The 21444-nt window shown below is 29.6% G+C and carries 23 protein-coding genes; 21 read left to right on the plus strand and 2 right to left on the minus strand.

Translation table 11 applies throughout. From position 1 onward, the window contains the following. Window positions 1-169: 169 nt before the first annotated feature. The 11 genes from pyrB to Q0V15_RS02525 all read left to right on the plus strand — a co-directional run bounded on the left by pyrB (window position 170) and on the right by Q0V15_RS02525 (window position 11488). Window positions 170-1105: an aspartate carbamoyltransferase gene (gene pyrB, locus Q0V15_RS02475; RefSeq protein WP_297435658.1), complete on the plus strand. Its 936-nt coding sequence runs from the start codon at window positions 170-172 to the stop codon at window positions 1103-1105. Then, window positions 1106-1249 (plus strand): aspartate carbamoyltransferase, encoded by a 144-nt coding sequence (locus Q0V15_RS02480; RefSeq protein ID WP_297435660.1) that lies wholly within the window; start codon window positions 1106-1108, stop codon window positions 1247-1249. It abuts the gene before it with no gap. A gap of 26 nt (window positions 1250-1275) precedes the next feature. Then, a complete protein-coding gene (locus tag Q0V15_RS02485; RefSeq protein ID WP_297435661.1) occupies window positions 1276-2475 on the plus strand; it encodes a dihydroorotase family protein in 1200 nt (399 codons plus the stop codon). 12 nt (window positions 2476-2487) lie between these two features. Then, window positions 2488-3360, plus strand: a complete 873-nt coding sequence (gene pyrF, locus Q0V15_RS02490; protein ID WP_297435663.1) for an orotidine-5'-phosphate decarboxylase — start codon at window positions 2488-2490, stop codon at window positions 3358-3360. 26 nt (window positions 3361-3386) lie between these two features. Continuing rightward, window positions 3387-4130, plus strand: a complete 744-nt coding sequence (locus Q0V15_RS02495; RefSeq protein ID WP_297435665.1) for a dihydroorotate dehydrogenase electron transfer subunit — start codon at window positions 3387-3389, stop codon at window positions 4128-4130. Between the two features lie 11 nt (window positions 4131-4141). Then, window positions 4142-5041 (plus strand): dihydroorotate dehydrogenase, encoded by a 900-nt coding sequence (locus Q0V15_RS02500; RefSeq protein ID WP_297435667.1) that lies wholly within the window; start codon window positions 4142-4144, stop codon window positions 5039-5041. A 59-nt stretch (window positions 5042-5100) separates the two neighbouring features. After that, on the plus strand, window positions 5101-5667 hold the full coding sequence (pyrE, locus tag Q0V15_RS02505) for an orotate phosphoribosyltransferase (protein WP_297435669.1): 567 nt from the start codon (window positions 5101-5103) through the stop codon (window positions 5665-5667). A 583-nt stretch (window positions 5668-6250) separates the two neighbouring features. Next, window positions 6251-8479 (plus strand): formate C-acetyltransferase, encoded by a 2229-nt coding sequence (gene pflB, locus Q0V15_RS02510; protein ID WP_297435671.1) that lies wholly within the window; start codon window positions 6251-6253, stop codon window positions 8477-8479. A gap of 82 nt (window positions 8480-8561) precedes the next feature. Then, window positions 8562-9272 (plus strand): pyruvate formate-lyase-activating protein, encoded by a 711-nt coding sequence (gene pflA / locus Q0V15_RS02515; RefSeq protein WP_297435672.1) that lies wholly within the window; start codon window positions 8562-8564, stop codon window positions 9270-9272. 161 nt (window positions 9273-9433) lie between these two features. Continuing rightward, window positions 9434-10552, plus strand: a complete 1119-nt coding sequence (locus Q0V15_RS02520) for a M20/M25/M40 family metallo-hydrolase (RefSeq protein ID WP_297435674.1) — start codon at window positions 9434-9436, stop codon at window positions 10550-10552. A 147-nt stretch (window positions 10553-10699) separates the two neighbouring features. After that, complete coding sequence (locus tag Q0V15_RS02525; protein ID WP_297435676.1) at window positions 10700-11488, plus strand: TIGR00266 family protein; 789 nt, start codon at window positions 10700-10702, stop codon at window positions 11486-11488. 55 nt (window positions 11489-11543) lie between these two features. On the opposite strand, the gene Q0V15_RS02530 is transcribed toward Q0V15_RS02525, so the two are convergent. Beyond that, window positions 11544-12401: a vanadium-dependent haloperoxidase gene (locus tag Q0V15_RS02530; RefSeq protein ID WP_297435678.1), complete on the minus strand. Its 858-nt coding sequence runs from the start codon at window positions 12399-12401 to the stop codon at window positions 11544-11546. A gap of 160 nt (window positions 12402-12561) precedes the next feature. Between Q0V15_RS02530 and Q0V15_RS02535 the strand changes: the two genes are divergently transcribed. From Q0V15_RS02535 to Q0V15_RS02580, 10 genes are all read left to right on the plus strand, one after another. After that, window positions 12562-13653, plus strand: a complete 1092-nt coding sequence (locus tag Q0V15_RS02535; protein WP_297435680.1) for an ATP phosphoribosyltransferase regulatory subunit — start codon at window positions 12562-12564, stop codon at window positions 13651-13653. Further along, window positions 13654-14277, plus strand: coding sequence for an ATP phosphoribosyltransferase (gene hisG, locus Q0V15_RS02540; protein ID WP_297435682.1), 624 nt, complete (start codon window positions 13654-13656; stop codon window positions 14275-14277). 27 nt (window positions 14278-14304) lie between these two features. Next, window positions 14305-15588 carry a histidinol dehydrogenase gene (gene hisD, locus Q0V15_RS02545; RefSeq protein ID WP_297435684.1) on the plus strand — a complete coding sequence of 428 codons (1284 nt, stop codon included), beginning with the start codon at window positions 14305-14307 and terminating at the stop codon, window positions 15586-15588. A gap of 4 nt (window positions 15589-15592) precedes the next feature. Beyond that, on the plus strand, window positions 15593-16597 hold the full coding sequence (locus Q0V15_RS02550; protein WP_297435687.1) for a histidinol-phosphate transaminase: 1005 nt from the start codon (window positions 15593-15595) through the stop codon (window positions 16595-16597). Next, a complete protein-coding gene (gene hisB, locus Q0V15_RS02555) occupies window positions 16578-17162 on the plus strand; it encodes an imidazoleglycerol-phosphate dehydratase HisB (protein WP_297435689.1) in 585 nt (194 codons plus the stop codon). Before Q0V15_RS02550 ends, hisB begins: the two co-directional genes overlap by 20 nt. Before the next feature lie 9 nt (window positions 17163-17171). Beyond that, window positions 17172-17891, plus strand: coding sequence for a 1-(5-phosphoribosyl)-5-[(5-phosphoribosylamino)methylideneamino]imidazole-4-carboxamide isomerase (hisA, locus tag Q0V15_RS02560; RefSeq protein ID WP_297435691.1), 720 nt, complete (start codon window positions 17172-17174; stop codon window positions 17889-17891). Window positions 17892-17904: 13 nt separating this feature from the next. Next, window positions 17905-18666: an imidazole glycerol phosphate synthase subunit HisF gene (gene hisF, locus Q0V15_RS02565; RefSeq protein ID WP_297435693.1), complete on the plus strand. Its 762-nt coding sequence runs from the start codon at window positions 17905-17907 to the stop codon at window positions 18664-18666. Beyond that, window positions 18667-19014 carry a phosphoribosyl-AMP cyclohydrolase gene (gene hisI / locus Q0V15_RS02570; protein WP_297435701.1) on the plus strand — a complete coding sequence of 116 codons (348 nt, stop codon included), beginning with the start codon at window positions 18667-18669 and terminating at the stop codon, window positions 19012-19014. Continuing rightward, entirely contained in the window at window positions 19007-19333 is a 327-nt protein-coding gene (gene hisE, locus Q0V15_RS02575) for a phosphoribosyl-ATP diphosphatase (protein WP_297435695.1), read from the plus strand. Before hisI ends, hisE begins: the two co-directional genes overlap by 8 nt. 270 nt (window positions 19334-19603) lie before the next feature. Then, window positions 19604-20257: a hypothetical protein gene (locus tag Q0V15_RS02580; RefSeq protein ID WP_297435697.1), complete on the plus strand. Its 654-nt coding sequence runs from the start codon at window positions 19604-19606 to the stop codon at window positions 20255-20257. Window positions 20258-20274: 17 nt separating this feature from the next. Here the strand turns inward: Q0V15_RS02580 and Q0V15_RS02585 are convergent, their stop codons facing one another. Further along, on the minus strand, window positions 20275-21141 hold the full coding sequence (locus Q0V15_RS02585; RefSeq protein ID WP_297435699.1) for a 50S ribosomal protein L11 methyltransferase: 867 nt from the start codon (window positions 21139-21141) through the stop codon (window positions 20275-20277). Window positions 21142-21444 lie beyond the last annotated feature (303 nt).

Below are 21444 nucleotides of genomic sequence, written 5' to 3' on the forward strand. Positions count from 1 at the left end.
AATTTGATCCAGAGAGGTCAATAAGGAAGTTGATTTTGAGATAAACACTATATTTGTCTTGATTTAGTGCGATACAAGTCTTCCTTTATACGGAGGGCTTTTTTTTGTAAAAAATTGTACTATATCTTCTTTAAATTTAACACAGAGAGGTTAAAAAGGAGTGAATAACATGAGAGTAAATGACTTAAAACATAAACATCTTATAGAGCCTAAAGATTTTACGATAGAAGAAATTGATGAAATTTTTGAGCTTTCCAATCAAATAATAAAAAATCCAAGTGATTTTGCTGAATTATGTAAGGGTAAAATACTTGCGACACTTTTCTATGAACCAAGTACGAGAACTAGATTGTCATTTGAGGCAGCTATGTTAAGACTTGGGGGACAAGTCCTAGGTTTTTCAGATGCAAAGGCAAGCTCTGTATCAAAGGGAGAATCTATAAGGGACACAATTCAAACAGTCGGCTGTTATGCAGATGTTATAGCAATGAGACATCCTCTTGAAGGATCAGCAAAGCTTGCATCAATGTACTCACAGGCACCAGTTATAAATGCAGGTGATGGAGGGCATCAACATCCAACTCAAACCTTAACCGATTTATTTACAATAAAAAAATATATGAAAAAATTAGATGGTAATGTTATAGCACTCTGTGGCGATTTAAAATATGGAAGAACAGTACATTCGCTTATTAAGGCTTTATCAAGATATAAAAATAATAAGTTTATACTAATATCACCAAAGGAGCTTAGAGTTCCAGATTATATAAGAGAAGAAATACTTGAAAAAAATAATTTAGAGTATGAAGAAATTGAGAGCTTAGAAGAAGGCATCAAGGAATGTGATATTCTTTATATGACAAGAATACAAAAAGAAAGATTTGATGATGAAAAAGAGTATGATAGATTAAAAGATAGTTATATCTTAGATTTAAATAAGATGAAACTTGCAAAAGAGGACATGATAGTATTACATCCACTACCAAGGGTTAATGAAATTAGTTATGAGGTAGATGCGGATAAAAGAGCTAAATATTTTAGTCAAGCTAAAATAGGGATGTATGTAAGAATGGCATTAATAGCAAAACTTTTGGGGGTAGCATAAATGGAATATAAAATTAAAAAATGTGAAAATCAAAAATGTGTAACTAATCATGAAAATTATGTTAAGCCAACATTTACTTTAGTTGATAAAGAAAAAGGGAAATATACTTGTGATTTTTGTAGCAATGAGATTAAATTTAAATAATTAATTTTATATAGGAGATGATATTTATGAATCTATTAATAAAAAATGTAAATGGAATTGATAAATCGCATAATTTTTATGGCGATATTTATATAGAGAATGGAATTATAAAAGAAATTGGGGAAAAGATAGAGAAAGATTGTGAAACTATAGATGCACAGGGAAAGGTTGTAATGCCAGCATTTATTGATACACATGCACACTTTAGAGATCCAGGTTTTACACATAAGGAAGATATAGAAACAGGATCAAAGGCAGCCTCAAGGGGTGGATACACAGCAGTTACACTTATGGGGAATACAAATCCTATATCAAGCACTTTAGAAGTTATAAATATGGTTGAAAATAGAGCAAAAGAAGTAGGGCTTGTAGATGCATATCAGTGTTGTACTATAACAAAGAACTTAGATGGAAAAACTTTAAGTCATTTAGATAACTTTGAGGGAACTGATAGAATAAAAGTTATAACTGATGATGGAAGAGGCGTGTGTGATTCTAAGATAATGCATGATGCTATGCTTATAGCTAAAAGAAATAACTGGATTGTTATGTCACATGCAGAAGATCATGATTTATCAAAAATTAGTATGCGACTTGCAGAAAATATGATGACACATAGAGATTTAGAACTTGCAAAGTATACAGGAGCTAAACTTCATATGTCGCATGTTAGTACAATAGAAGCACTTGAAGAGATTAAAAGAGCTAAAGATGTAGCAGAGAATATTACATGTGAGGTAACACCACATCATATATTCTTTGATACAAGTATAAGCAATTATAGAGTAAATCCTCCAATAAGAGAAAAAGAGGATGTGAAAGCTGTAATAGATTCTATAAGACAAGGTGTTGTAGATTGTATAGGAACAGACCATGCACCGCATACAGATGAGGAAAAAGAAAAAGGTGCACCAGGACTTACAGGTATAGAACTTGCTTTCTCAGTAGTTTATACAAAACTTGTTAAAGAAGAAGGAATGAATCTTAATAAGATCTCTGATCTAATGAGTGGTAGACCAGGGGAAATACTTAATATAAATAAAGGTAAAATTCAAATTGGATTTGATGGAGATTTAGTATTAATTGATACAGATAAAGAGTTTATTGTTGATAGACAAAAACTTGTATCAAAAAGTAAAAATACTCCTTTTGATGGAATTAAGTTATATGGTGATATATTAATGACTATAAAAGCTGGAAAAGTTGTTTATAGCAGTAAATTTTAGGGGGATAAAGAAATGATAATAGATAAATTATATGAAAAAGTAGAACAAAATGGTGTTGTGTGTTTAGGACTTGATACAAGTGTAGATTATATACCAGAGTTTTTTAAAAATAAATTTGATAATAAAGTAGCAGATTATTTATTTGCTTTTAATAAAGAAATAATAGATGAAACATTAGATGTTGTATCATGCTTTAAAGTACAAATAGCATATTATGAAGCGTTAGGTCTTGAAGGATTAATGGCTTATAAAAGAACTCTTGAATATTTAAGAGAAAAAGAAGCTATAAGTATAGCAGATATAAAAAGAGGAGATATAGCAGCAACTGCAACAATGTATGCAAAAGCTCACTTTGAGGGAGATTTTGAAGCAGATTTTATAACACTTAGCCCATATATGGGGATGGATAGTATAGAGCCTTATATGCCATACTTTGAAAGTGGTAAAAAAGGAGCATTTGTACTTGTTAGAACTTCTAACAAAGGAGCACAAGATATAGAGTTTGTTAAAAGTGAAGAAAGTAAAACTATATATGACATAGTAGGAGAAAAGATAACATCTCTTGGAGAAAGTTCTATAGGAACATCAGGATATAGTGCAATTGGTGGCGTTATAGGATGTACTCATAGTGAGAATGCAGAAAAAATAAGAGATGATTTTAAAAACATGTTTTTCTTAATTCCAGGTTATGGAGCACAAGGTGGAAAAGCTGAAGATGTAGCTAAGTATTTAAATAATGGAAATGGTGGCGTTGTAAATTCATCAAGAAAGATTTTACTTGCATATAAAGAGCAAAATGATGAGTTAAACTTTGCAAAATGTTCTAGAAATGAAGCTATAAGAATGAGAGATGAAATAAAAAGTGCTGTAGAGAGATTAAAATAATCTGAGTGTTAAAGGAGAAAGTTTATATGGCTATGGAGTTTGTAAATACTATTGTTACTGAAAATAAAGAGATTTCAAATGGGATTTTTTCTATGAAGGTAAAGCATAAATCAGGTGTTAAAGCAGGACAGTTTTATATGCTTAAAGGAGAACTTGCTTTCCTTGGAAGACCAATAAGTGTATGTGAAGTTGAAGATGATATTATAAGATTTGTTTATGCCGTTGTTGGAATTGGAACAAAAGAACTTGAAAAGATGAAGGTGGGGAGTGAGCTTAAACTTATAGGACCACTTGGTAATGGATTTGATACACAGAAGGAATATGGAAGAGTTGCAATAGTTGGTGGAGGAATAGGTGTTGCACCTATGCTTGAACTTGCAAAACAGCTTAAACTAAATGGCATAGAAAAAGCAGATTTCTATGGTGGATTTAGAGAAGATGTATATCTTACTGATGAAATATCAAATTATGTTAATGAAACTTTTATAGCTACGAATAGTGGTAAACATGGAGAAAAAGGATTTGTAACAGATCCACTTCTTAGAAATATAAAGCAGTATGATACAGTTCTTTGTTGTGGACCAGAGGTTATGATGAAGAGGGTTGTAGAAATATGCAAAGAAAATAGTGTTAATGTATATATTTCTATGGAGAAACATATGGCTTGTGGAGTTGGAGCATGTCTTGTATGTACATGTAAAACAAAGTCAGGAAATAAAAGAGTATGCAAAGATGGTCCAGTATTTAATGGACTTGATGTTGAATTTTAGGAGGGATATCTATGTTAAAAGTTAATATAAATGGAGTAGATTTTAAAAATCCAGTAATAGCAGCATCAGGGACTTTTGGATTTGGAGCAGAGTATAATAATTTTTATGATGTAGGAATTCTTGGTGGGATTTCATCAAAAGGACTTACATTAAATGAAAAACAAGGTAATGATGGAATAAGAATATATGAAACATCACAAGGGATAATGAATTCAGTAGGACTTCAAAACCCAGGAGTTGAAGGATTTATAAAGAATGAACTTCCAAAAATGAGAAACCTTAATACTAAAATCATTGCTAACCTTGGTGGGGGAACTATTGAGGACTATGAAAAAGGTATAATTCTTTTAAATGATACAGATGTTGATATGATAGAACTTAATATATCTTGTCCTAATGTTAAATCAGGTGGAATGGCATTTGGTATTAAATCAGATGTAGCAAAAGATGTAGTAGCAAAAATTAAAGCTCTAACAAATAAACCATTAATGGTTAAATTATCACCAAATGCAGAAGATATAGTTGATATGGCTATAAAATGTCAAGAAGGTGGAGCAGATTCAATATCACTTGTTAATACATTAAAAGGTATGGCAATTGATATTAATAAAAGAGAAACTATATTTAATAATAAGTTCGCTGGACTTTCAGGTCCTGCTATAAAACCAATTGCACTTAGAATGGTTTATGAAGTTTCAAAAGCTGTAGACATACCAGTTATAGGACTTGGTGGAATTAGTACAGCAGAAGATGCAATAGAATTTATGATGGCTGGTGCAAGTGCAATACAAATAGGAACAATTAATTTTATAAATCCAACAGCAGGAGTAGAGATAATTCAAGGTATGGAAGATTTCTGCATAAGAGAGGGTATCAAAGATATCAATGAAATAGTTGGGATAATAAAATAATTAATTTATAAATAGAATAAATAAAAAATATAATGGTGAAAAATTAGGAGGAATTTATTATGGTAATAGAAATTTTAAAAGAATCAGGTGCATTATTAGAAGGTCACTTCTTACTATCTTCAGGAAAGCATTCAAATAAATACTGTCAATGTGCAAAGGTATTACAATACCCTGATAAAGCAGAGAAAGTTTTAAGTATTGTTGTAGAAAAATTAAAAGAAGCAAAAGTTGAATGTGATTTAGTAGTAGGACCAGCAATGGGCGGAGTTGTTGTTGCTTATGAAATTGGAAGACAACTTGGAAAACCTGCTATATTTACAGAAAGAGAAAATGGAGAAATGACTTTAAGAAGAGGTTTCGAAATTAAAAAAGGTCAAAGAATTATAATAACAGAAGATGTTGTTACAACAGGAAAAAGTTTTAATGAAGCAGCAGCTGTAATAGAAGCTCATGGTGGAATAGTTGTAGCTGTTATATGTATGGTTGATAGAACTTCTACAAATGTAACTAAATATCCAATGTTTAGTTCAGTTAAGCTTGACATTGAAACATATGATGCAGATAATTGCCCATTATGTAAAGAAGGGACACCATATGTTAAACCAGGAAGTAGAAAAATTAAATAATAAATAAATTTAAAATCCAGATATCTTTTAAAATAAAAGATATCTGGATTTTTTTTAGATAATAATTATAAAAAAAATAAAAAAATTAAATTGTTTTTTTATTAAGCATATGAAATGGCTATTTTAAAGGGTTTTATATGGAATTGTTTTTAAATACTAAATTTTCTGTTAATTCAAGTATTTGGATAATTGGGTGATATAATTAAATTAAGGCAAACGAAGTTATATTTTTAAAAAAGATAGTTAAAAAAATATTAATGTAATAGCTTACATTTGTAACAAAATAACTATTTTAATGGTAATATATAACATAGATTCCTAAAAAAGAAATATTATTAATTAGTAATAGGTAAATGTTAATAATTAATAAACATAAACAAATGAGGGGATATCTAGTAAGATAACAGTTAAAATGTATCTTTATTGGATAAATGTTAAGAAAAAGTAATATTTACTACTACTATGTTTACTTTGGTAAATAATAATGTTAAAGTAATATTATAGAGTAGAAATTAAATTTAGTGATGTATAAAAATAGTTATATTTTTAACAATCGAATTAAACTTTAGGAGGTTTTTTAGTTATGTTTAAACAATGGGATGGATTCAATGGTGGAATTTGGTCAGAAGGAATTGACGTAAGAAACTTTATTCAAAAAAACTATACAGAATTTACAGGGGACAAAGAATTCTTAGCTGGAACAACAGAGAAGACAGATGCAGTTTGGGCTAAAGCCAAAGCATTAATTATAGAAGAAATTCAAAAAGGAATCATAGATGTTGCTACTGATAAAGTATCAGGAATCAATAATTATGAGGCTGGATATATAGATAAAGATAACGAAGTTATAGTAGGACTTCAAACAGATGCACCTCTTAAAAGAATAGTAAACCCATACGGTGGTATGAGAATGGTTGAAGGAGCTTTAAAAGAGTATGGATTTGAGTTAGATGCAGAAATAGGTAAGCATTTCAATGAGTATAGAAAAACTCATAACCAAGGAGTTTTCGATGCTTATACAAATGAAACTAGAGCAGCTAGATCAGCAGGTCTTTTAACAGGTCTTCCAGATGCTTATGGTAGAGGAAGAATTATAGGAGATTACAGAAGAATAGCACTTTACGGAGTAGATTATTTAATAGCTCAAAAGAAAAATGATTTAAATGAACTTGTTGGTGATATGTTAAATGATTTAATCAGACAAAGAGAAGAAGTAAACATGCAAATTAGAGCTTTAGGTGAAATCAAAGCAATGGCTGCTAGATATGGTTCAGATATTTCTAAGCCAGCTCAAACAGCACAAGAAGCTATTCAAGCTTTATACTTTGGATACCTTGCAGCTATTAAAGAAAATAATGGAGCAGCTATGTCAATAGGTAGAACTTCTACATTCTTAGACATATATGTTGAAAGAGATTTACAAAATGGAACAATTACAGAGAAAGAAGCTCAAGAGTTAATTGATCAATTAATCATAAAATTAAGACTTGTAAGACACCTTAGAAGTCCAGAGTATAATGATTTATTTGCTGGAGATCCTACATGGGTAACAGAAGGGTTAGCTGGTATGGGTGTTAATGGTAAGTCACTTGTTACTAAAAACTCATTCAGATACCTTCATACATTAATAAATCTTGGAGCTGCACCAGAGCCAAACTTAACAGTTTTATGGTCAGATAGATTACCAGAAGGATTTAAAAAATTCTGTGCATATATTTCAATAGAAACAGATTCAATCCAATATGAGAATGATGATATCATGAGACCAGTATATGGTGATGATTATTCAATCGCTTGTTGTGTATCAGCTATGACTATTGGTAAGCAAATGCAATTCTTTGGAGCTAGAGCAAACCTTGCTAAAGCATTACTTTACACAATAAATGGTGGAGTAGATGAGAAAACAGGGAAAACTGTTATAGCTGGAATGAAGCCAATAACAGACGAAGTTTTAGATTTTGAAGTAATAAAAGCTAATTACAGAAAAGTTCTTGATTATGTAGCTAAGCTATATGTTGATACAATGAATGTAATTCACTTCATGCATGATAAATATGCTTATGAAGCTGGACAAATGGCATTACATGATACTTCAGTAGAAAGATTAATGGCATTTGGAATAGCAGGACTTTCAGTTGTTGCTGACTCATTAAGTGCTATTAAATATGCTAAAGTTAAGCCAATAAGAAATGAAAATGGAATTGCAGTAGATTTCGATATTGAAGGAGAATTCCCTAAATACGGAAATGATGATGATAGAGTTGATGATATAGCAGTTCAGGTTGTTACATTATTCAGCACATACCTTAAAAAGCATCCATTATACAGAGATGCTAAGCATACACTTTCAATCTTAACAATAACATCAAACGTTGTTTATGGTAAGAAAACTGGTTCTACACCAGATGGAAGAAAGCTTGGAGAAGCACTTGCACCAGGAGCTAACCCAATGCACGGAAGAGATGCTAGTGGAGCGCTTGCAAGTTTAAATTCAGTAGCTAAAATTCCTTATCATAATGTTTGTGAAGATGGAGTTTCTAATACATTCTCAATCGTTCCAGATGCACTTGGAAAAGATATGAATGGAAGAATTACAAATCTTGTAGGATTACTTGATGGTTACTTTAAGCAAGGAGCTCATCACTTAAATGTAAATGTATTTAATAGAGATACTTTACTTGATGCGATGGAAAATCCAGAGAAGTACCCAACATTAACAATAAGAGTTTCAGGATATGCTGTTAACTTTACAAGACTTACAAGAGCACAACAACAAGAAGTTGTAAGCAGAACATTCCATTCAGCTTTATAAAAGTTAGTTTGAAAATAAAAGGTATGAAGGCTTTGCTTTCATACCTTTTTTGTAAATAAATTAGAAATTGGGGGAGTTTTATATGACAAAAGGTAGAATACATTCAATAGAGAGTATGGGACTTGTTGATGGACCAGGAATAAGATTTGTTGCATTTATGCAAGGTTGTGCAATAAGATGTGCATACTGCCATAATCCAGATACTTGGGCAATGAATGGTGGAGATGAATATACACCACAAGAATTAGTAAATAAAATTAGAAGATATAAAACTTATTTCCAATCATCAGGTGGTGGAGTTACATTTTCTGGTGGGGACCCACTTCTTCAGCCAGATTTCTTAATAGAAACTTTAAAACTTTGTAAACAAGAAGGTATTCATACAACACTTGATACAGCTGGAGTTGGTCTTGGACAGTATGACGAAATTTTAAAATATACTGATTTAGTTATGTTTGATGTAAAACATATAGATAAAGAAGGGTATAAAGAACTTGTTGGAAAAGATATTGATAAATCACTTGAATTTTTAAAGGCGTGTCAGGATAATAATACAAAATTATGGATAAGACATGTTGTAGTACCAGGAATAACTGACTCAAAGGAACATTTAGTAAAAGTTAAAGAGTTTACTGATACACTTAAAAATGTAGAAAAGATAGAGCTTTTACCATATCATGTTTTAGGTGCTAATAAATATGAAACTATGGGAGTTAAGTATAAACTTGAAGGTTTAGAGCCTATGGACAGAGATTTATTAAGTGATATGAAAAAGGAAATATTTGGAATATAAAAAAGATTGCCGCTTGGCAATCTTTTTTTGTTATTTAGCTTAGCAATAAAATATTAATTAAGTATTAAGAATATATTTATAATTGCTAATGAGATATAAACTTTAGTATAATTAACTAAAGAGAAAAATGTCTAAAAAAGTTGAAAGTAGGGGGAAGCAAAATGGTTAATAAAGAAAGATTAATAAATAGATTTATAGAGTATGTAAAAATAGATAGTGAAAGTTATAGTGAGAAGGATTTTGCAGATAGACTTTTTAGTGATTTAGAGAGTTTAGGATTTGAAGTTTCTTATGATAACGCAGGTGAAGTAATTGGTTCTAACTGCAAAGGTAATATAATTGGAAGACTAAAAGGAACTGTAGATGGGGAAACTATATTATTCTCAGGGCATATGGACACAGTAACTCCGGGGATAGGTATCAAGCCTTTAATTAATGAAGAAATGATATATACAGATGGAACAACTATTCTTGGTGGAGATGATAAAGCTGGGATTGCTGGAATTATAGAAGCAATAATGATGCTTAAAGAAAATAACATTGATTATCCAACTGTTGAAGTTGCTTTTACAATATGTGAAGAAGTTGGACTACTTGGATCAAAAAATCTTGATTACTCTAAGATTGAATCAAAAAAAGGATTTATTTTAGATAGTAGTGGAGAAATTGGAATTGTTGCAATAAAAGGACCAGCACAGGATAATTTAAAAGTTAAGATATTTGGAAAGCCAGCTCATGCAGGGGTTGCTCCAGAAACAGGAATTAGTGCTATAGAAATAGCAGCAAGAGCAATTGCTAATATGAAACTTTTAAGAATTGACGAAAATACAACAGCTAATATTGGTACAATATCAGGTGGTAAAGTTACAAATATAGTTTGCCCTGAAGTATTTATTGAAGCAGAAGCAAGAAGTACAGTAGAAGAATCTTTAGATATGCAGACAAAACATATGGTAGAAACTTTTGAAAAAGTGGCTAGTGATATGAATGGTAGAGTTGAAATTAAAGTTACTAGATCATATGGAGCTTTTTCTGTAAATAAAGATGAAGAGATAATAAGTCATTTAGATAAAGCTTGTAAAAATGCTAATCTAGAATTAAAACTTGTGTCATCAGGTGGTGGAAGTGATACTAATATATTTAATGGAAAAGGAATAAAGTCTGTTAATTTATCTAGTGGAGAGAGAAAACCACATACGCTTGAAGAGCATATTTATATAAAAGATTTATTAAATATTGCGCTTATTGTTAAGGAAGTCATAGAAGTAGCAAAAAAATAGAAACTAAGAAGCTGTTAGTAAGTAGAGTAAATCACTTATTAACAGTTTTTTATTATAGTTTTATGTAAAAATACATATGATAATAATTGTAATAAATTATTTTATATAATAGAATGAACTTAACTAAGAAAAAAAGGAGCGGTTGGTATGTATAATGATGAAATAGATTATAAGATTTATGGAAATGATATGCAGTTTGTTGAAATAGAACTTGACCCACGAGAAGCTGTGATAGCAGAGGCTGGTGCTATGATGATGATGGATAATGATATTCAAATGGAAACAATTTTTGGAGATGGTTCTAAAAAAGGTGGAGGATTTCTTGGGATGCTTGGTGGAGCAGCTAAGAGAGTAGTAACCGGTGAAGGATTATTCATGACTTTATTCAGCAATAATGGTAATTATAAAGAGAAGGTTGCTTTTGCATCTCCATATCCAGGAAAGATAGTACCACTTGATTTAAGTCAGTATCAAGGGAAAATAGTGTGCCAGAAAGATGCATTTTTATGTGCGGCTAAAGGTGTTAGTGTTGGGATTGATTTTAAAAGAAAACTTGGTGCTGGATTCTTTGGTGGAGAAGGGTTTATTCTTCAAAAATTAGAAGGTGATGGTATGGTATTTATACATGCTTGTGGAACTATAGCTAGAAAGGTGTTACAACCTGGGGAAAGAGTTAAAATTGATACAGGATGCCTTGTAGCTATGACTAAAGATATAGATTATGATATTCAATTTGTAGGTGGAATTAAGAACAGCTTATTTGGTGGAGAAGGTGTATTTTTTGCAAGTGTAACAGGTCCTGGTGAGGTTTGGATACAGAGCTTACCATTTAGTAGACTTGCTTCAAAAGTGTTTGCAGCAGCACCACAGACTGGTGGAAAAAGTACTGGCGAAGGTAGTGTACTTGGAGGATTTGGAAATTTATTTCAAGATTAAATAAAAAAATGAAGGACTAAAGTTATTTAATTTATAGCTTTAGTCCTTTTATTTTTTAGATGTATTGTTTTGAAGTATCTGGGAATATAGGTGCATCTTTAAATTCAGTATATTGATAATCAATTCTTGCATGATTAGAATTAATATCTTTAAATGTTACATCAGCAATTTGCTTGCCTATAAATTCTCCAAGTGTGAAACCTTCATCACAATCAGCTTTATAGTGAACACCAGCATATAATCTTGAAACAGAACATTCTAATCCAAGCTTATAAATTTTTTCTTTTTCAGCAGGGAAAAAATGACTAAGTATTGCACTTGTGCAACCAGCTAAAACAGAGTGTCCGGCAGGATATGATGGGTGTCTTGGTGTAGGAAGAACTGCTTTGAATAATGGATTGTATTGCACAGGTCTAATAATTTTATATTTATATTTATAGTGCCAACAAACAGTACATGCATCATTTAATGCAGAGTTTAAAATATATAAAATTCTTTGTGCTCTACAAGCAGGTACTTTATAAGTTGTTATAAGTATATCTGCTATTGGCATAAATTGTTTTGCTGGAGGTCCATATCCCCAGTAGTGAGCAAGTTCTATTTCTTTTGGTGTTAAAAATTTAGCTATGTTACAGATGTATTCAAATTCTTTTTCAAAATCAAATAATAAATCTGGTTCTTTTATAGGAAAGTTTAAAGGACATTCAGAGTTTAAGAAAAATAAATCTCCTTCTTTCTTTAAAAAAGATGTTGTCCAGCTTGATGCTGCAAATTCTTCACCTTGTGGATATAAGTACTCACCAGGATAAGGAATAGTATGCCAAGCATAAGGGTCTATAGATCTAAAAATTTCTGGAACATCTGGTTGGCAAGGGTTGTAATTAAATGTGTTACTAGTTAAATTATTTGTCATAAATTTTCTCCATTAAAATAAATTGATAATAATAAAGTATATGAATTGACAAGTGAATTTGACAGTATTAAAATTAAAATAAATAATTGACAAAAAATGGTAATTGGAATACTATATAAGTAGTTTAACACTTTAACTTGATAAAGTGGAAGGAGGGAAAATGTTTAAAGAAATAAAAGAACTTCCAAGAGGTGCAAGAGATGTTATAGGTAGTGAATGTGAAAAAATAAATTTTGTTATAAATAAGTTTAATAATTATTTTGATGGTTTTGCTTATGAAGAGGTTATTACACCAAGTTTTGAGTTTAAGGATATATTTAACTCAGTAAGTGAAGAAGAACTATATAAATTTTATGATTGCGAGGGAAGAATGCTTAGTCTTAAAGCTGACTCTACACTTGCTATTGCAAGACTTGTATCAAGTAAGCTCAAAGATAAAAAGCTTCCGCTTAGAATACGATATTCATCAAAAGTCTTTAGAGTAAATAAAAACTTATCTGGAAAGAAGAATGAAGTTTTTGATGCTGGAATTGAGATAATAGGTGAAAATAAAGAGAATTCTGATATAGAAGCAATAGTTCTTGGGATAGCAGTATTAAAAAATATTGGTTTTGATGATTTTAAAATTGAGATTGGACATATTGGTATAATGCAAAAAATAATATCTATGTTAAATCTTGATGCAAATAAAGAAAAAAAGTTTATAGAACTTATAGATGGTAAAAAATTAGTTGATTTAAATTATTTTATAGAGAGTTTAGATATTGCTAGTGATATGAGTGATAGTCTTAAAGAATTACCTTGGTTATTTGGAGATATAGATAAGATTACTGGAAGTACAATAGCTAAAAATAAAGAGCTAAAGGATTATATTGACTATCTTAAATTAATAAATGATAAGCTTACAAGCCTTGGATTTGCTAAGTATTTGAGTTTTGATTTAGGTGTTGCAAGTAAGATAGATTATTACTCAGGTATTGTTTTTAAAGCATATATAAATGGGGCTTCAAATGATATTTTGCAAGGTGGAAGGTATGATAATCTTATGAATTCTTATGGTAGAGAACTTGGGGCTATTGGCTTTTCACTACGAGTTGATGATATTGCAGGTTTAATATGTGAAAAGAGTTTACCTAGTAAAAAAGCATTAAAACTTTCATATAATGATGAAAATTATTTTGAAATATTAAAAGATGCTATAAAACTTAGAGAATCAGGTGAAGAGGTTTCTCTAGTTAAGGAGGAGATATAGATGACTATAAATATTGCATTAACTAAAGGTAGACTTGAAAAAGATGCTATTGAGCTTTTTGAAAAAGCAGGATTTGATTGTACAAGTCTTAAAAATAAAGGCAGGAAATTAGTTTTTAGAGATGAAAAAAATGATATTAATTATTTTTTAGTTAAATCAGCTGATGCCATAACTTATGTGGAACATGGAGTTGCAGACCTTGCTATAGTTGGGAAAGATACTCTTATGTGTTCTAGTAAAGATTATTATGAAATTTTGGATTTAAAGCTTGGGGTATGTAAATTTATAGTAGCTAGTATGCCGAGTATAAATATTTTTGAAAGAGTTGGTCATGTGAAAATTGCATCTAAATATCCAGAAGTTGCTAGTGAATATTTTAAAAGTAGATATATGGATGTAGAGATTATAAAAATAGAAGGTTCTGTAGAGCTTGCACCAATACTTGGATTATGTGATGGGATTGTTGATATTATGGAAACAGGGACAACACTTAAAGAGAATGGACTTATAGTTTTAGATGATGTTTGTGATATTAGTGCAAGGCTTATAGCTAATAAGGCAAGTTTTAAAATAAATCAAGAAATTATAACTGCTTTCATAAAAAAGATTGAAAATGTAGTTTAAGAAATTTGGGTGAAGGGGGAGAATTATATGTTAAAGGTTAACTTATTTAAAGAAGGGGATGACATTGTTTCTCTATTTAAGGATAGAGAAGTTGAGGCATCTTTAGAAGTTGAGAATAGTGTGAAAAAAATATTGAATGATATCAAAAATAATGGTGATGAAAGTTTAATATATTATACAAAGAAATTTGATGGAGTTTACCTAGAAAATTTTTTAGTAAGTGATGATGAGTTAAAAAGAGCGGCGAGGGAAGTAACAAATAAATTTTTCTTAGCACTTGAGGCTGCAAAGGAAAATATAGAGAAGTTTCATAAAAATCAAGTTCAAAATTCATATATCAATTTTGAAGAAAATGGAGTTTTACTAGGGCAAAGAATTCTTCCTTTAGAAAAAGTTGGAGTATATGTTCCAGGGGGAACAGCTGCTTATCCTTCTTCAGTTTTAATGAATGTTATTCCAGCAAAAGTTGCAGGTGTTAAAGAAATTATTATGGTTACACCACCAAGTAGTGATGGGGGAATTAATCCATATATAGCAGCAGCAGCAATTGTTGCAGGAGTAGATAAGGTTTATAAAATAGGTGGAGCACAGGCAATAGGAGCTTTAGCATATGGAACAAAAACTATTGGGAAGGTTGATAAGATAGTTGGTCCAGGAAATATATATGTAGCAACTGCAAAAAAGATGGTTTATGGAATTGTTGATATAGATATGATTGCAGGGCCAAGTGAGATTCTTATAATTGCAGATGAGTTTGCAAATCCAAGTTATGTAGCAGCAGATATGTTATCACAGGCTGAACATGATGTACTTGCAGCTAGTATTTTAGTTACAGATTCTAAAAAACTTTATGAAGAGGTAAATCAAGAGATTATAAGACAAACAGAACTTTTAAGTAGAAAAGATATAATAAAACAATCAATAAAGAATTATGGACAGGCTATAATTTGTAAAGATTTAAATGAAGCAGTAAAAATAGCTAATGAGTTTGCTCCAGAACATTTAGAGATAATGACAAAAGATCCTATGCAGTATTTAGATAAAGTGAAAAATGCCGCATCTGTATTTTTAGGGTATAACACACCAGAACCGGTAGGAGATTATTTTGCAGGGGTAAACCATGTGCTTCCAACAAGTAGAACAGCTAGGTTTTTCTCGCCATTATCAGTAGACAGTTTTATTAAAAAAATATCATTTACTAAATATACAAAAGAAGCTCTTTTAGAAAATGGTGAAAAAATTATGCTTTTAGCACGAAAAGAAGGACTTACAGCACATGAAAATTCTATAAAAGTTAGGTTAGGAGAGTAAGCTTATGAAGAATATTTATTTAGACAGTAATGAAAATTTATATAATCCATATAATTGTTTAAAGAATGAATTTATAAATGAGTTTTTAAATATAAATTTTTCAAAGTATCCAGACAATATATATAACGATTTAAGAGAGGGCTATGCAAAGTATGTAGGGCTTGAAACTTATAATATTATGTCAGGGAATGGTTCTGATGAGATGTTAAATCTTATAATATCAACTTATATAGGCAAAGGGGATATACTTTTAACATTTGCACCAGATTTTTCAATGTATGACTATTATGTAAATCAGAATGAAGGTGTAATTAAAAAGTATGCAGTAAATCCTGAAAAGTTTATAGTGGAAGATTTTATAACTTTTATAGAAGAGGTAAATCCCAAAATTGTGATGTTTTCAAATCCTAATAATCCCACTGGTATGGGTATAGCAGCTAAAGAAATAGAAAAAATACTTATAAGATTTAAAGATATTAAGATAGTTGTAGATGAAGCTTATTATGAGTTTTTTAAGGAATCTGTAATTGACAAAATTAATGTCTATAAGAATTTGATTGTTACAAGAACATTATCAAAAGCTTTTGGACTTGCTAGTTTAAGAGTTGGGTTTTTAATATCGAATATAGATGAAATTAAAAAGTTGCTTGATGTAAAAGTTCCTTATAATGTTAATAGTATTTCACAGGTTTTAGCTACTAGGGCATTAAAAGATACTAGTCTTATGCAAAATTCAGTTGAAAAGATTATAAAACTTAGAGGAGAATTATTTATAGAGCTTGAAAAAATAAATATAGATGGAATAAAGTTTGTGAAAAGTAGAGCTAATTATATATATGCTTATGGAGAATCAGCTTTAAAAATAGAAAAGATTTTAAATAAAGTTGGAATTATTATGAGAAAGTTTGATGATACAAGAATTAGGATAACAATAGGAACAGATAAGCATAATGAGCTTATCTTAAATGTATTAAGGAGTGAATTTAAGGATGAGAAAAGCACAGATTAAAAGAAAAACAAATGAAACAGATATTTATATATCTTTAAATTTAGACGGTAGTTCAAATAAAAGTATAAATAGTGGAATAGGGTTTTTAGATCATATGCTAGAATTATTTGCATTTCACTCAGGAATAGATTTAGATTTAGTTTGTAGTGGTGATTTAAATGTTGATGACCATCATAGTGTAGAGGATATAGGAATAGTATTTGGTGAATGTATTTTATCAGCACTTGGTGATAAAAGAGGGATAAATAGATATGGGAATTTCTATCTTCCTATGGATGAAACTTTAGCAAGGGCTACAGTTGATATAAGTGGAAGAAGTTTTTTAGTTTTTGATGCTGAGTTTAAATCAGATAGAGTAGGAGATTTATCAACACAAATGGTTGAAGAATTTTTTAGAGCATTAGCATTTTCAGCAAAGATGACTCTTCATATAAATATTTTATATGGGAAGAATGATCATCATAAAGTGGAAGCTATATTTAAAGCAGTAGCAAGAGCAATTAAAGAAGCAATATATGTTGATGAAAATAATATGAGGGTACAAAGTAGTAAGGGGCTTTTATAGGAGGATTATATGATAGTTATACCAGCAATTGATATTATAAATGGAAATGCAGTTAGATTATATAAAGGTGATTATTCAAAGGAAGAGGTAATATCTAGTGATATTATAGGGCTTGCTAAAGGATTTGAAAAAGTAGGAGCTAAGTTTTTACATTTAGTTGATTTAGATGGAGCTAAAAAAGGTGAAGTTGTAAATATATCTATAATTGAGGATATTGTTAGAAGTATAGAAACTCCAGTTGAAGTTGGTGGTGGAGTTAGAAGTATGGAAAGTATAGATAAACTTATAAATATAGGCGTTAAAAGAGTTATACTTGGAACTTCTGCAATAAAAGATAAAGAACTACTTTTAAAATCAGTTGAAAAATATGGTGAGAGAATAGCTGTAGGAGTTGATTTTAAAGGAAATAAGGTTTGCACTAATGGGTGGCTTGAAAAAAGTGATAAAACATATATGGAATTTTGCAAAGAACTTGCAGATATAGGGGTTCAAAATATAATTATCACAGATATATCAAAAGATGGAACACTTGAAGGCAGCAATACAGAATGCTTAAGGGAGTTATCAAAGATTTCAGGAATTAAGATAACAGCATCAGGTGGAGTTAAAGACATAAATGATATAAAAAAAATTAATGAGATTGGAGTTTATGGAGTTATAACTGGTAAGGCTATATACTCAAAAACTTTAGATTTAAATGAAGCTATAAAATTAACAAATATAAAATAAGAGGTGATTATTAATGAGTGGTAAAAAAATAATTCCATGTCTTGATATGAAGAATGGAAAAGTAGTAAAAGGAATAAACTTTGTAAATATAAAAGAAGTTGGCGACCCAGTAGAAATGGCTAAAGATTATTGTATGCAAGGTGCTGATGAACTTGTATTTTTAGATATTGCTGCAACAGTTGAAGAAAGAAAAACAAGAAAAGATTTAGTTACTAAAATTTCTAAAAATATAAATATTCCATTTACTGTTGGTGGTGGAATTAGGAGTTTAGAAGATGTTGAAGAGGTGTTAGCCGCAGGAGCAGATAAAGTAGGAATAAATTCAGCAGCTATAAAAGATAAAGTATTTTTTAAATCTGCAATAGATAAGTTTACAGCAGAAAAAATAGTTTTAGCTTTAGATGGTAAAAGAAATGATAAGGGGACATGGAATGTTGTTGTAAATGGAGGAATGGTTGATACAGGGATTGATGCAATAGAGTGGGCAAAAGAAGCTAAAAGTTTAGGTGTTAAAGAAATTCTTTTAACTTCACTTGATGAAGATGGTGAGAAAAAAGGTTATGACTTAGCTTTTACAAAAGCAATTAAGGATGCAACAAATGCTATTGTTATTGCTTCAGGTGGATGTGGAAAGCTTGAAGATTTCTATGATGTATTTAAAAGTGATATAGCTGATAGTGGGCTTGCAGCTTCAATTTTTCATTATAAAGAAATTGGAATTAAAGAACTTAAAGCATATTTAAAAGAAAAAGGTGTTTCACTTTATAAGGAGTAAATAAATATGGAAAATAAGTATGATATAGATTTTGCAAAAGGAAATGGTCTTGTTCCTGCAATAATTCAAGACTATGATACAAAAAAAGTATTAATGCTTGGTTATATGAATGAAGAAAGTCTAAAAAAAACATTAGAAACAGGTAGAACTTATTTTTATTCAAGAAGCAGAAAAAAACTTTGGAATAAGGGTGAAACATCAGGTCATTTTCAAGAAGTTAAGGATATAAGAATAGATTGTGATAATGATACTATACTGGTTTTAGTAAAACAGATTGGTGTAGCTTGTCATACTGGGAGAAGAAGTTGTTTTTATAAGGATATAAATGGGGAGGAAGTTTATGAGTAATATAATAAATGAATTATATGGTGTTATAAATGATAGAAAAGTTAATAAAGTAGCAGACTCATATACAAGTTATCTATTTACTAAAGGTAAAGATAAGATACTAAAAAAAATGGGTGAAGAGGCAATTGAGGTTATAATAGCAGCTAAAAGTGATGATAAAAATGAGCAGGTAGAAGAATTTAGCGATCTTATATACCATATGCTTGTTTTAATGAATGAACTTGATATAAGTGTTGATGATATAAGTCAAAGTCTTGAAAAAAGAAGAAGTAAAATAGGTAATTTAAAAAAAGAAAGAGCTGATATAGAAATATTATAAAAAATACCCTGAAGAAAAAATCTTCAGGGTATTTTATTATGTGCTACTGTGGAATAAAGGGGATTAAACAAAAATAAACATATAATATATATTCTTTTTGCCACAGTAAATATAGGTATAATTTTATGTCACAACTAGATTATTAACTAAAATAATAAATGATATACATAAAATTAATTATTATGTTATTTTTATAATATTATTCTATGTTAAAATATTAGTGTAAATAATTAACAAAGATGTAATTTAATGAGTTTGATAGGGGGAAATATGGGGATTATTCATTATTGGTCAGATTATGTAAAAAAGTATAGAGATTATATAAAAACAGATAAATATATAGTTGCTTTTGATGTAAAGGATTTAGATTTAAAAAAAGATTATAATAAATATTTTTTCTTCAAAAAAAGAGAAGAAGTTATAAAATTTTTAAAATACGTTGTACTACCAAGTTTTATTTATAATAAGCTTGATATTACTCATGAGGAAGATAAAATAATAGTACAAGATTATAAAGATGTTTTAAATTTTTTTGTATCGAATGAAATAAATAATAGTAAGGAAATTATAAAAAGATATTCATTTTTTTATAATTCATTAGAAGAGTTTGAATATGAAAAAAATAATGTGGGTGAAGAAACATTTTTAAATCTTATAGAAACAATAAATTTTTACTTTGATAATGATAAATTAAAAAAATCTAAGGTTAATGTATATTCTGGTACAGAAGAACTTTTAGATAGTATTTCAAATAATAATGATGAGTATTTTAGTGAGAAGTTTAGGAAAATTATAGGTGCGAAAAGTGAGGATGAATTAAAGATGTTTTTAGCTGATAATAAAAATAATGAAGCTATTATAAACTTTATTATTGATATGACATCTGAAATTCATAATGGAGAAAATATAATAATTGAAGTATAAAAATAAACTAGCATTTGCTAGTTTATTTTTTTGAATATTGCAGTGCACCACTCATTTGTTTGAACTTTTTCTGTTATCTCAAAATTAAATTTTTCAACTTCTTGTTTAACAAAGTCAAAGCTCCATTCAACAAGTCCAGATACAAGTAACATACCATCATTTTTAATATGATTATCTATATACTCCATAAACATCTGAGTTTCTTCACCACCGATATTTATGTAAATCCAATCATATTTATCGTCAACTGAAAAATCGTTAGTTAGAGCATTACCAACTTTAACTTCTACATTTGAAAGATTATTAAGATCAGAATTAAGATTTACTTCTTCAGAAACATCACGTATATCTATTGCAGTAACTTTTTTAGCATTTTTCATAGCTGTTGCAATTGATAATATTCCAGAACCAGTTCCAAGATCCATAACTGTTTTATCTGAAAAATCTTTGCTAAGTATAAGTGCTAGGATATCTTTTGTTGTTTCATGAAGTCCTGTACCAAAAGCACCTTGTGATATAAAGTTAATTCTATTTTTTATATTTGTAGATTCACTTGGGTGTATAAGAATCCAATCATCATTTATTTCAACTGATGGGAAAATATCTTCTTCATATGTATAGTTTTCTTCTTTAGTAGTAAAATCTTTACTTTCTAAAATTTCACAAAGTGAGTTTGTGAAAGTATTTAAATCTTTATTTTCACCCTCAAAAACTATATTAAGGTCTAATGTTTCATTTTCTTTTTCTTCATATCCATAACCCCAGTTATCTGTTGTTATATGTAGTGGGGCTTCATAGTAGACATTGAATATTTCATTAAATTGAAGTTTTTCAACTTTAGAATCAACATCATTGCTATTTGTTTTAAATGTAATTATAAACATAAAAAATTCCTCCTTAGTTATCTAAGGGTTATTATAGCATAAATGTTAAAGTTTTATTTACAATATGTTAATTAAATGTTGTGATACAATATAAAAGATATGGAGGGTGAATGATGGATTCTATATATAAGATAAATAATTTAGAAATAGAAATTCAGATAGTAAGACTTAAAAAAAGGTCGATATCTGTGGAAATAAATAATAAGGCACAGCTTATAGTAAGAGCACCAAATACTTTAACATATAAGCGGATAGATCGGAAGAGCACACGTCTGAACTCCAGTCACAGCGATAGATCTCGTA

It is taken from the genome of uncultured Clostridium sp. (assembly GCF_947036855.1).
In the GTDB taxonomy this organism is placed as follows: domain Bacteria; phylum Bacillota; class Clostridia; order Clostridiales; family Clostridiaceae; genus Sarcina.

Coding starts and splice junctions, on each gene's coding strand:
- pyrB (WP_297435658.1), top strand. CDS start 170: ATGAGAGTAAATGACTTAAAACATAAACATCTTATAGAGCCTAAAGAT.
- Q0V15_RS02480 (WP_297435660.1), top strand. CDS start 1,106: ATGGAATATAAAATTAAAAAATGTGAAAATCAAAAATGTGTAACTAAT.
- Q0V15_RS02485 (WP_297435661.1), top strand. CDS start 1,276: ATGAATCTATTAATAAAAAATGTAAATGGAATTGATAAATCGCATAAT.
- pyrF (WP_297435663.1), top strand. CDS start 2,488: ATGATAATAGATAAATTATATGAAAAAGTAGAACAAAATGGTGTTGTG.
- Q0V15_RS02495 (WP_297435665.1), top strand. CDS start 3,387: ATGGCTATGGAGTTTGTAAATACTATTGTTACTGAAAATAAAGAGATT.
- Q0V15_RS02500 (WP_297435667.1), top strand. CDS start 4,142: ATGTTAAAAGTTAATATAAATGGAGTAGATTTTAAAAATCCAGTAATA.
- pyrE (WP_297435669.1), top strand. CDS start 5,101: ATGGTAATAGAAATTTTAAAAGAATCAGGTGCATTATTAGAAGGTCAC.
- pflB (WP_297435671.1), top strand. CDS start 6,251: ATGTTTAAACAATGGGATGGATTCAATGGTGGAATTTGGTCAGAAGGA.
- pflA (WP_297435672.1), top strand. CDS start 8,562: ATGACAAAAGGTAGAATACATTCAATAGAGAGTATGGGACTTGTTGAT.
- Q0V15_RS02520 (WP_297435674.1), top strand. CDS start 9,434: ATGGTTAATAAAGAAAGATTAATAAATAGATTTATAGAGTATGTAAAA.
- Q0V15_RS02525 (WP_297435676.1), top strand. CDS start 10,700: ATGTATAATGATGAAATAGATTATAAGATTTATGGAAATGATATGCAG.
- Q0V15_RS02530 (WP_297435678.1), bottom strand. CDS start 12,401: ATGACAAATAATTTAACTAGTAACACATTTAATTACAACCCTTGCCAA.
- Q0V15_RS02535 (WP_297435680.1), top strand. CDS start 12,562: ATGTTTAAAGAAATAAAAGAACTTCCAAGAGGTGCAAGAGATGTTATA.
- hisG (WP_297435682.1), top strand. CDS start 13,654: ATGACTATAAATATTGCATTAACTAAAGGTAGACTTGAAAAAGATGCT.
- hisD (WP_297435684.1), top strand. CDS start 14,305: ATGTTAAAGGTTAACTTATTTAAAGAAGGGGATGACATTGTTTCTCTA.
- Q0V15_RS02550 (WP_297435687.1), top strand. CDS start 15,593: ATGAAGAATATTTATTTAGACAGTAATGAAAATTTATATAATCCATAT.
- hisB (WP_297435689.1), top strand. CDS start 16,578: ATGAGAAAAGCACAGATTAAAAGAAAAACAAATGAAACAGATATTTAT.
- hisA (WP_297435691.1), top strand. CDS start 17,172: ATGATAGTTATACCAGCAATTGATATTATAAATGGAAATGCAGTTAGA.
- hisF (WP_297435693.1), top strand. CDS start 17,905: ATGAGTGGTAAAAAAATAATTCCATGTCTTGATATGAAGAATGGAAAA.
- hisE (WP_297435695.1), top strand. CDS start 19,007: ATGAGTAATATAATAAATGAATTATATGGTGTTATAAATGATAGAAAA.
- Q0V15_RS02580 (WP_297435697.1), top strand. CDS start 19,604: ATGGGGATTATTCATTATTGGTCAGATTATGTAAAAAAGTATAGAGAT.
- Q0V15_RS02585 (WP_297435699.1), bottom strand. CDS start 21,141: ATGTTTATAATTACATTTAAAACAAATAGCAATGATGTTGATTCTAAA.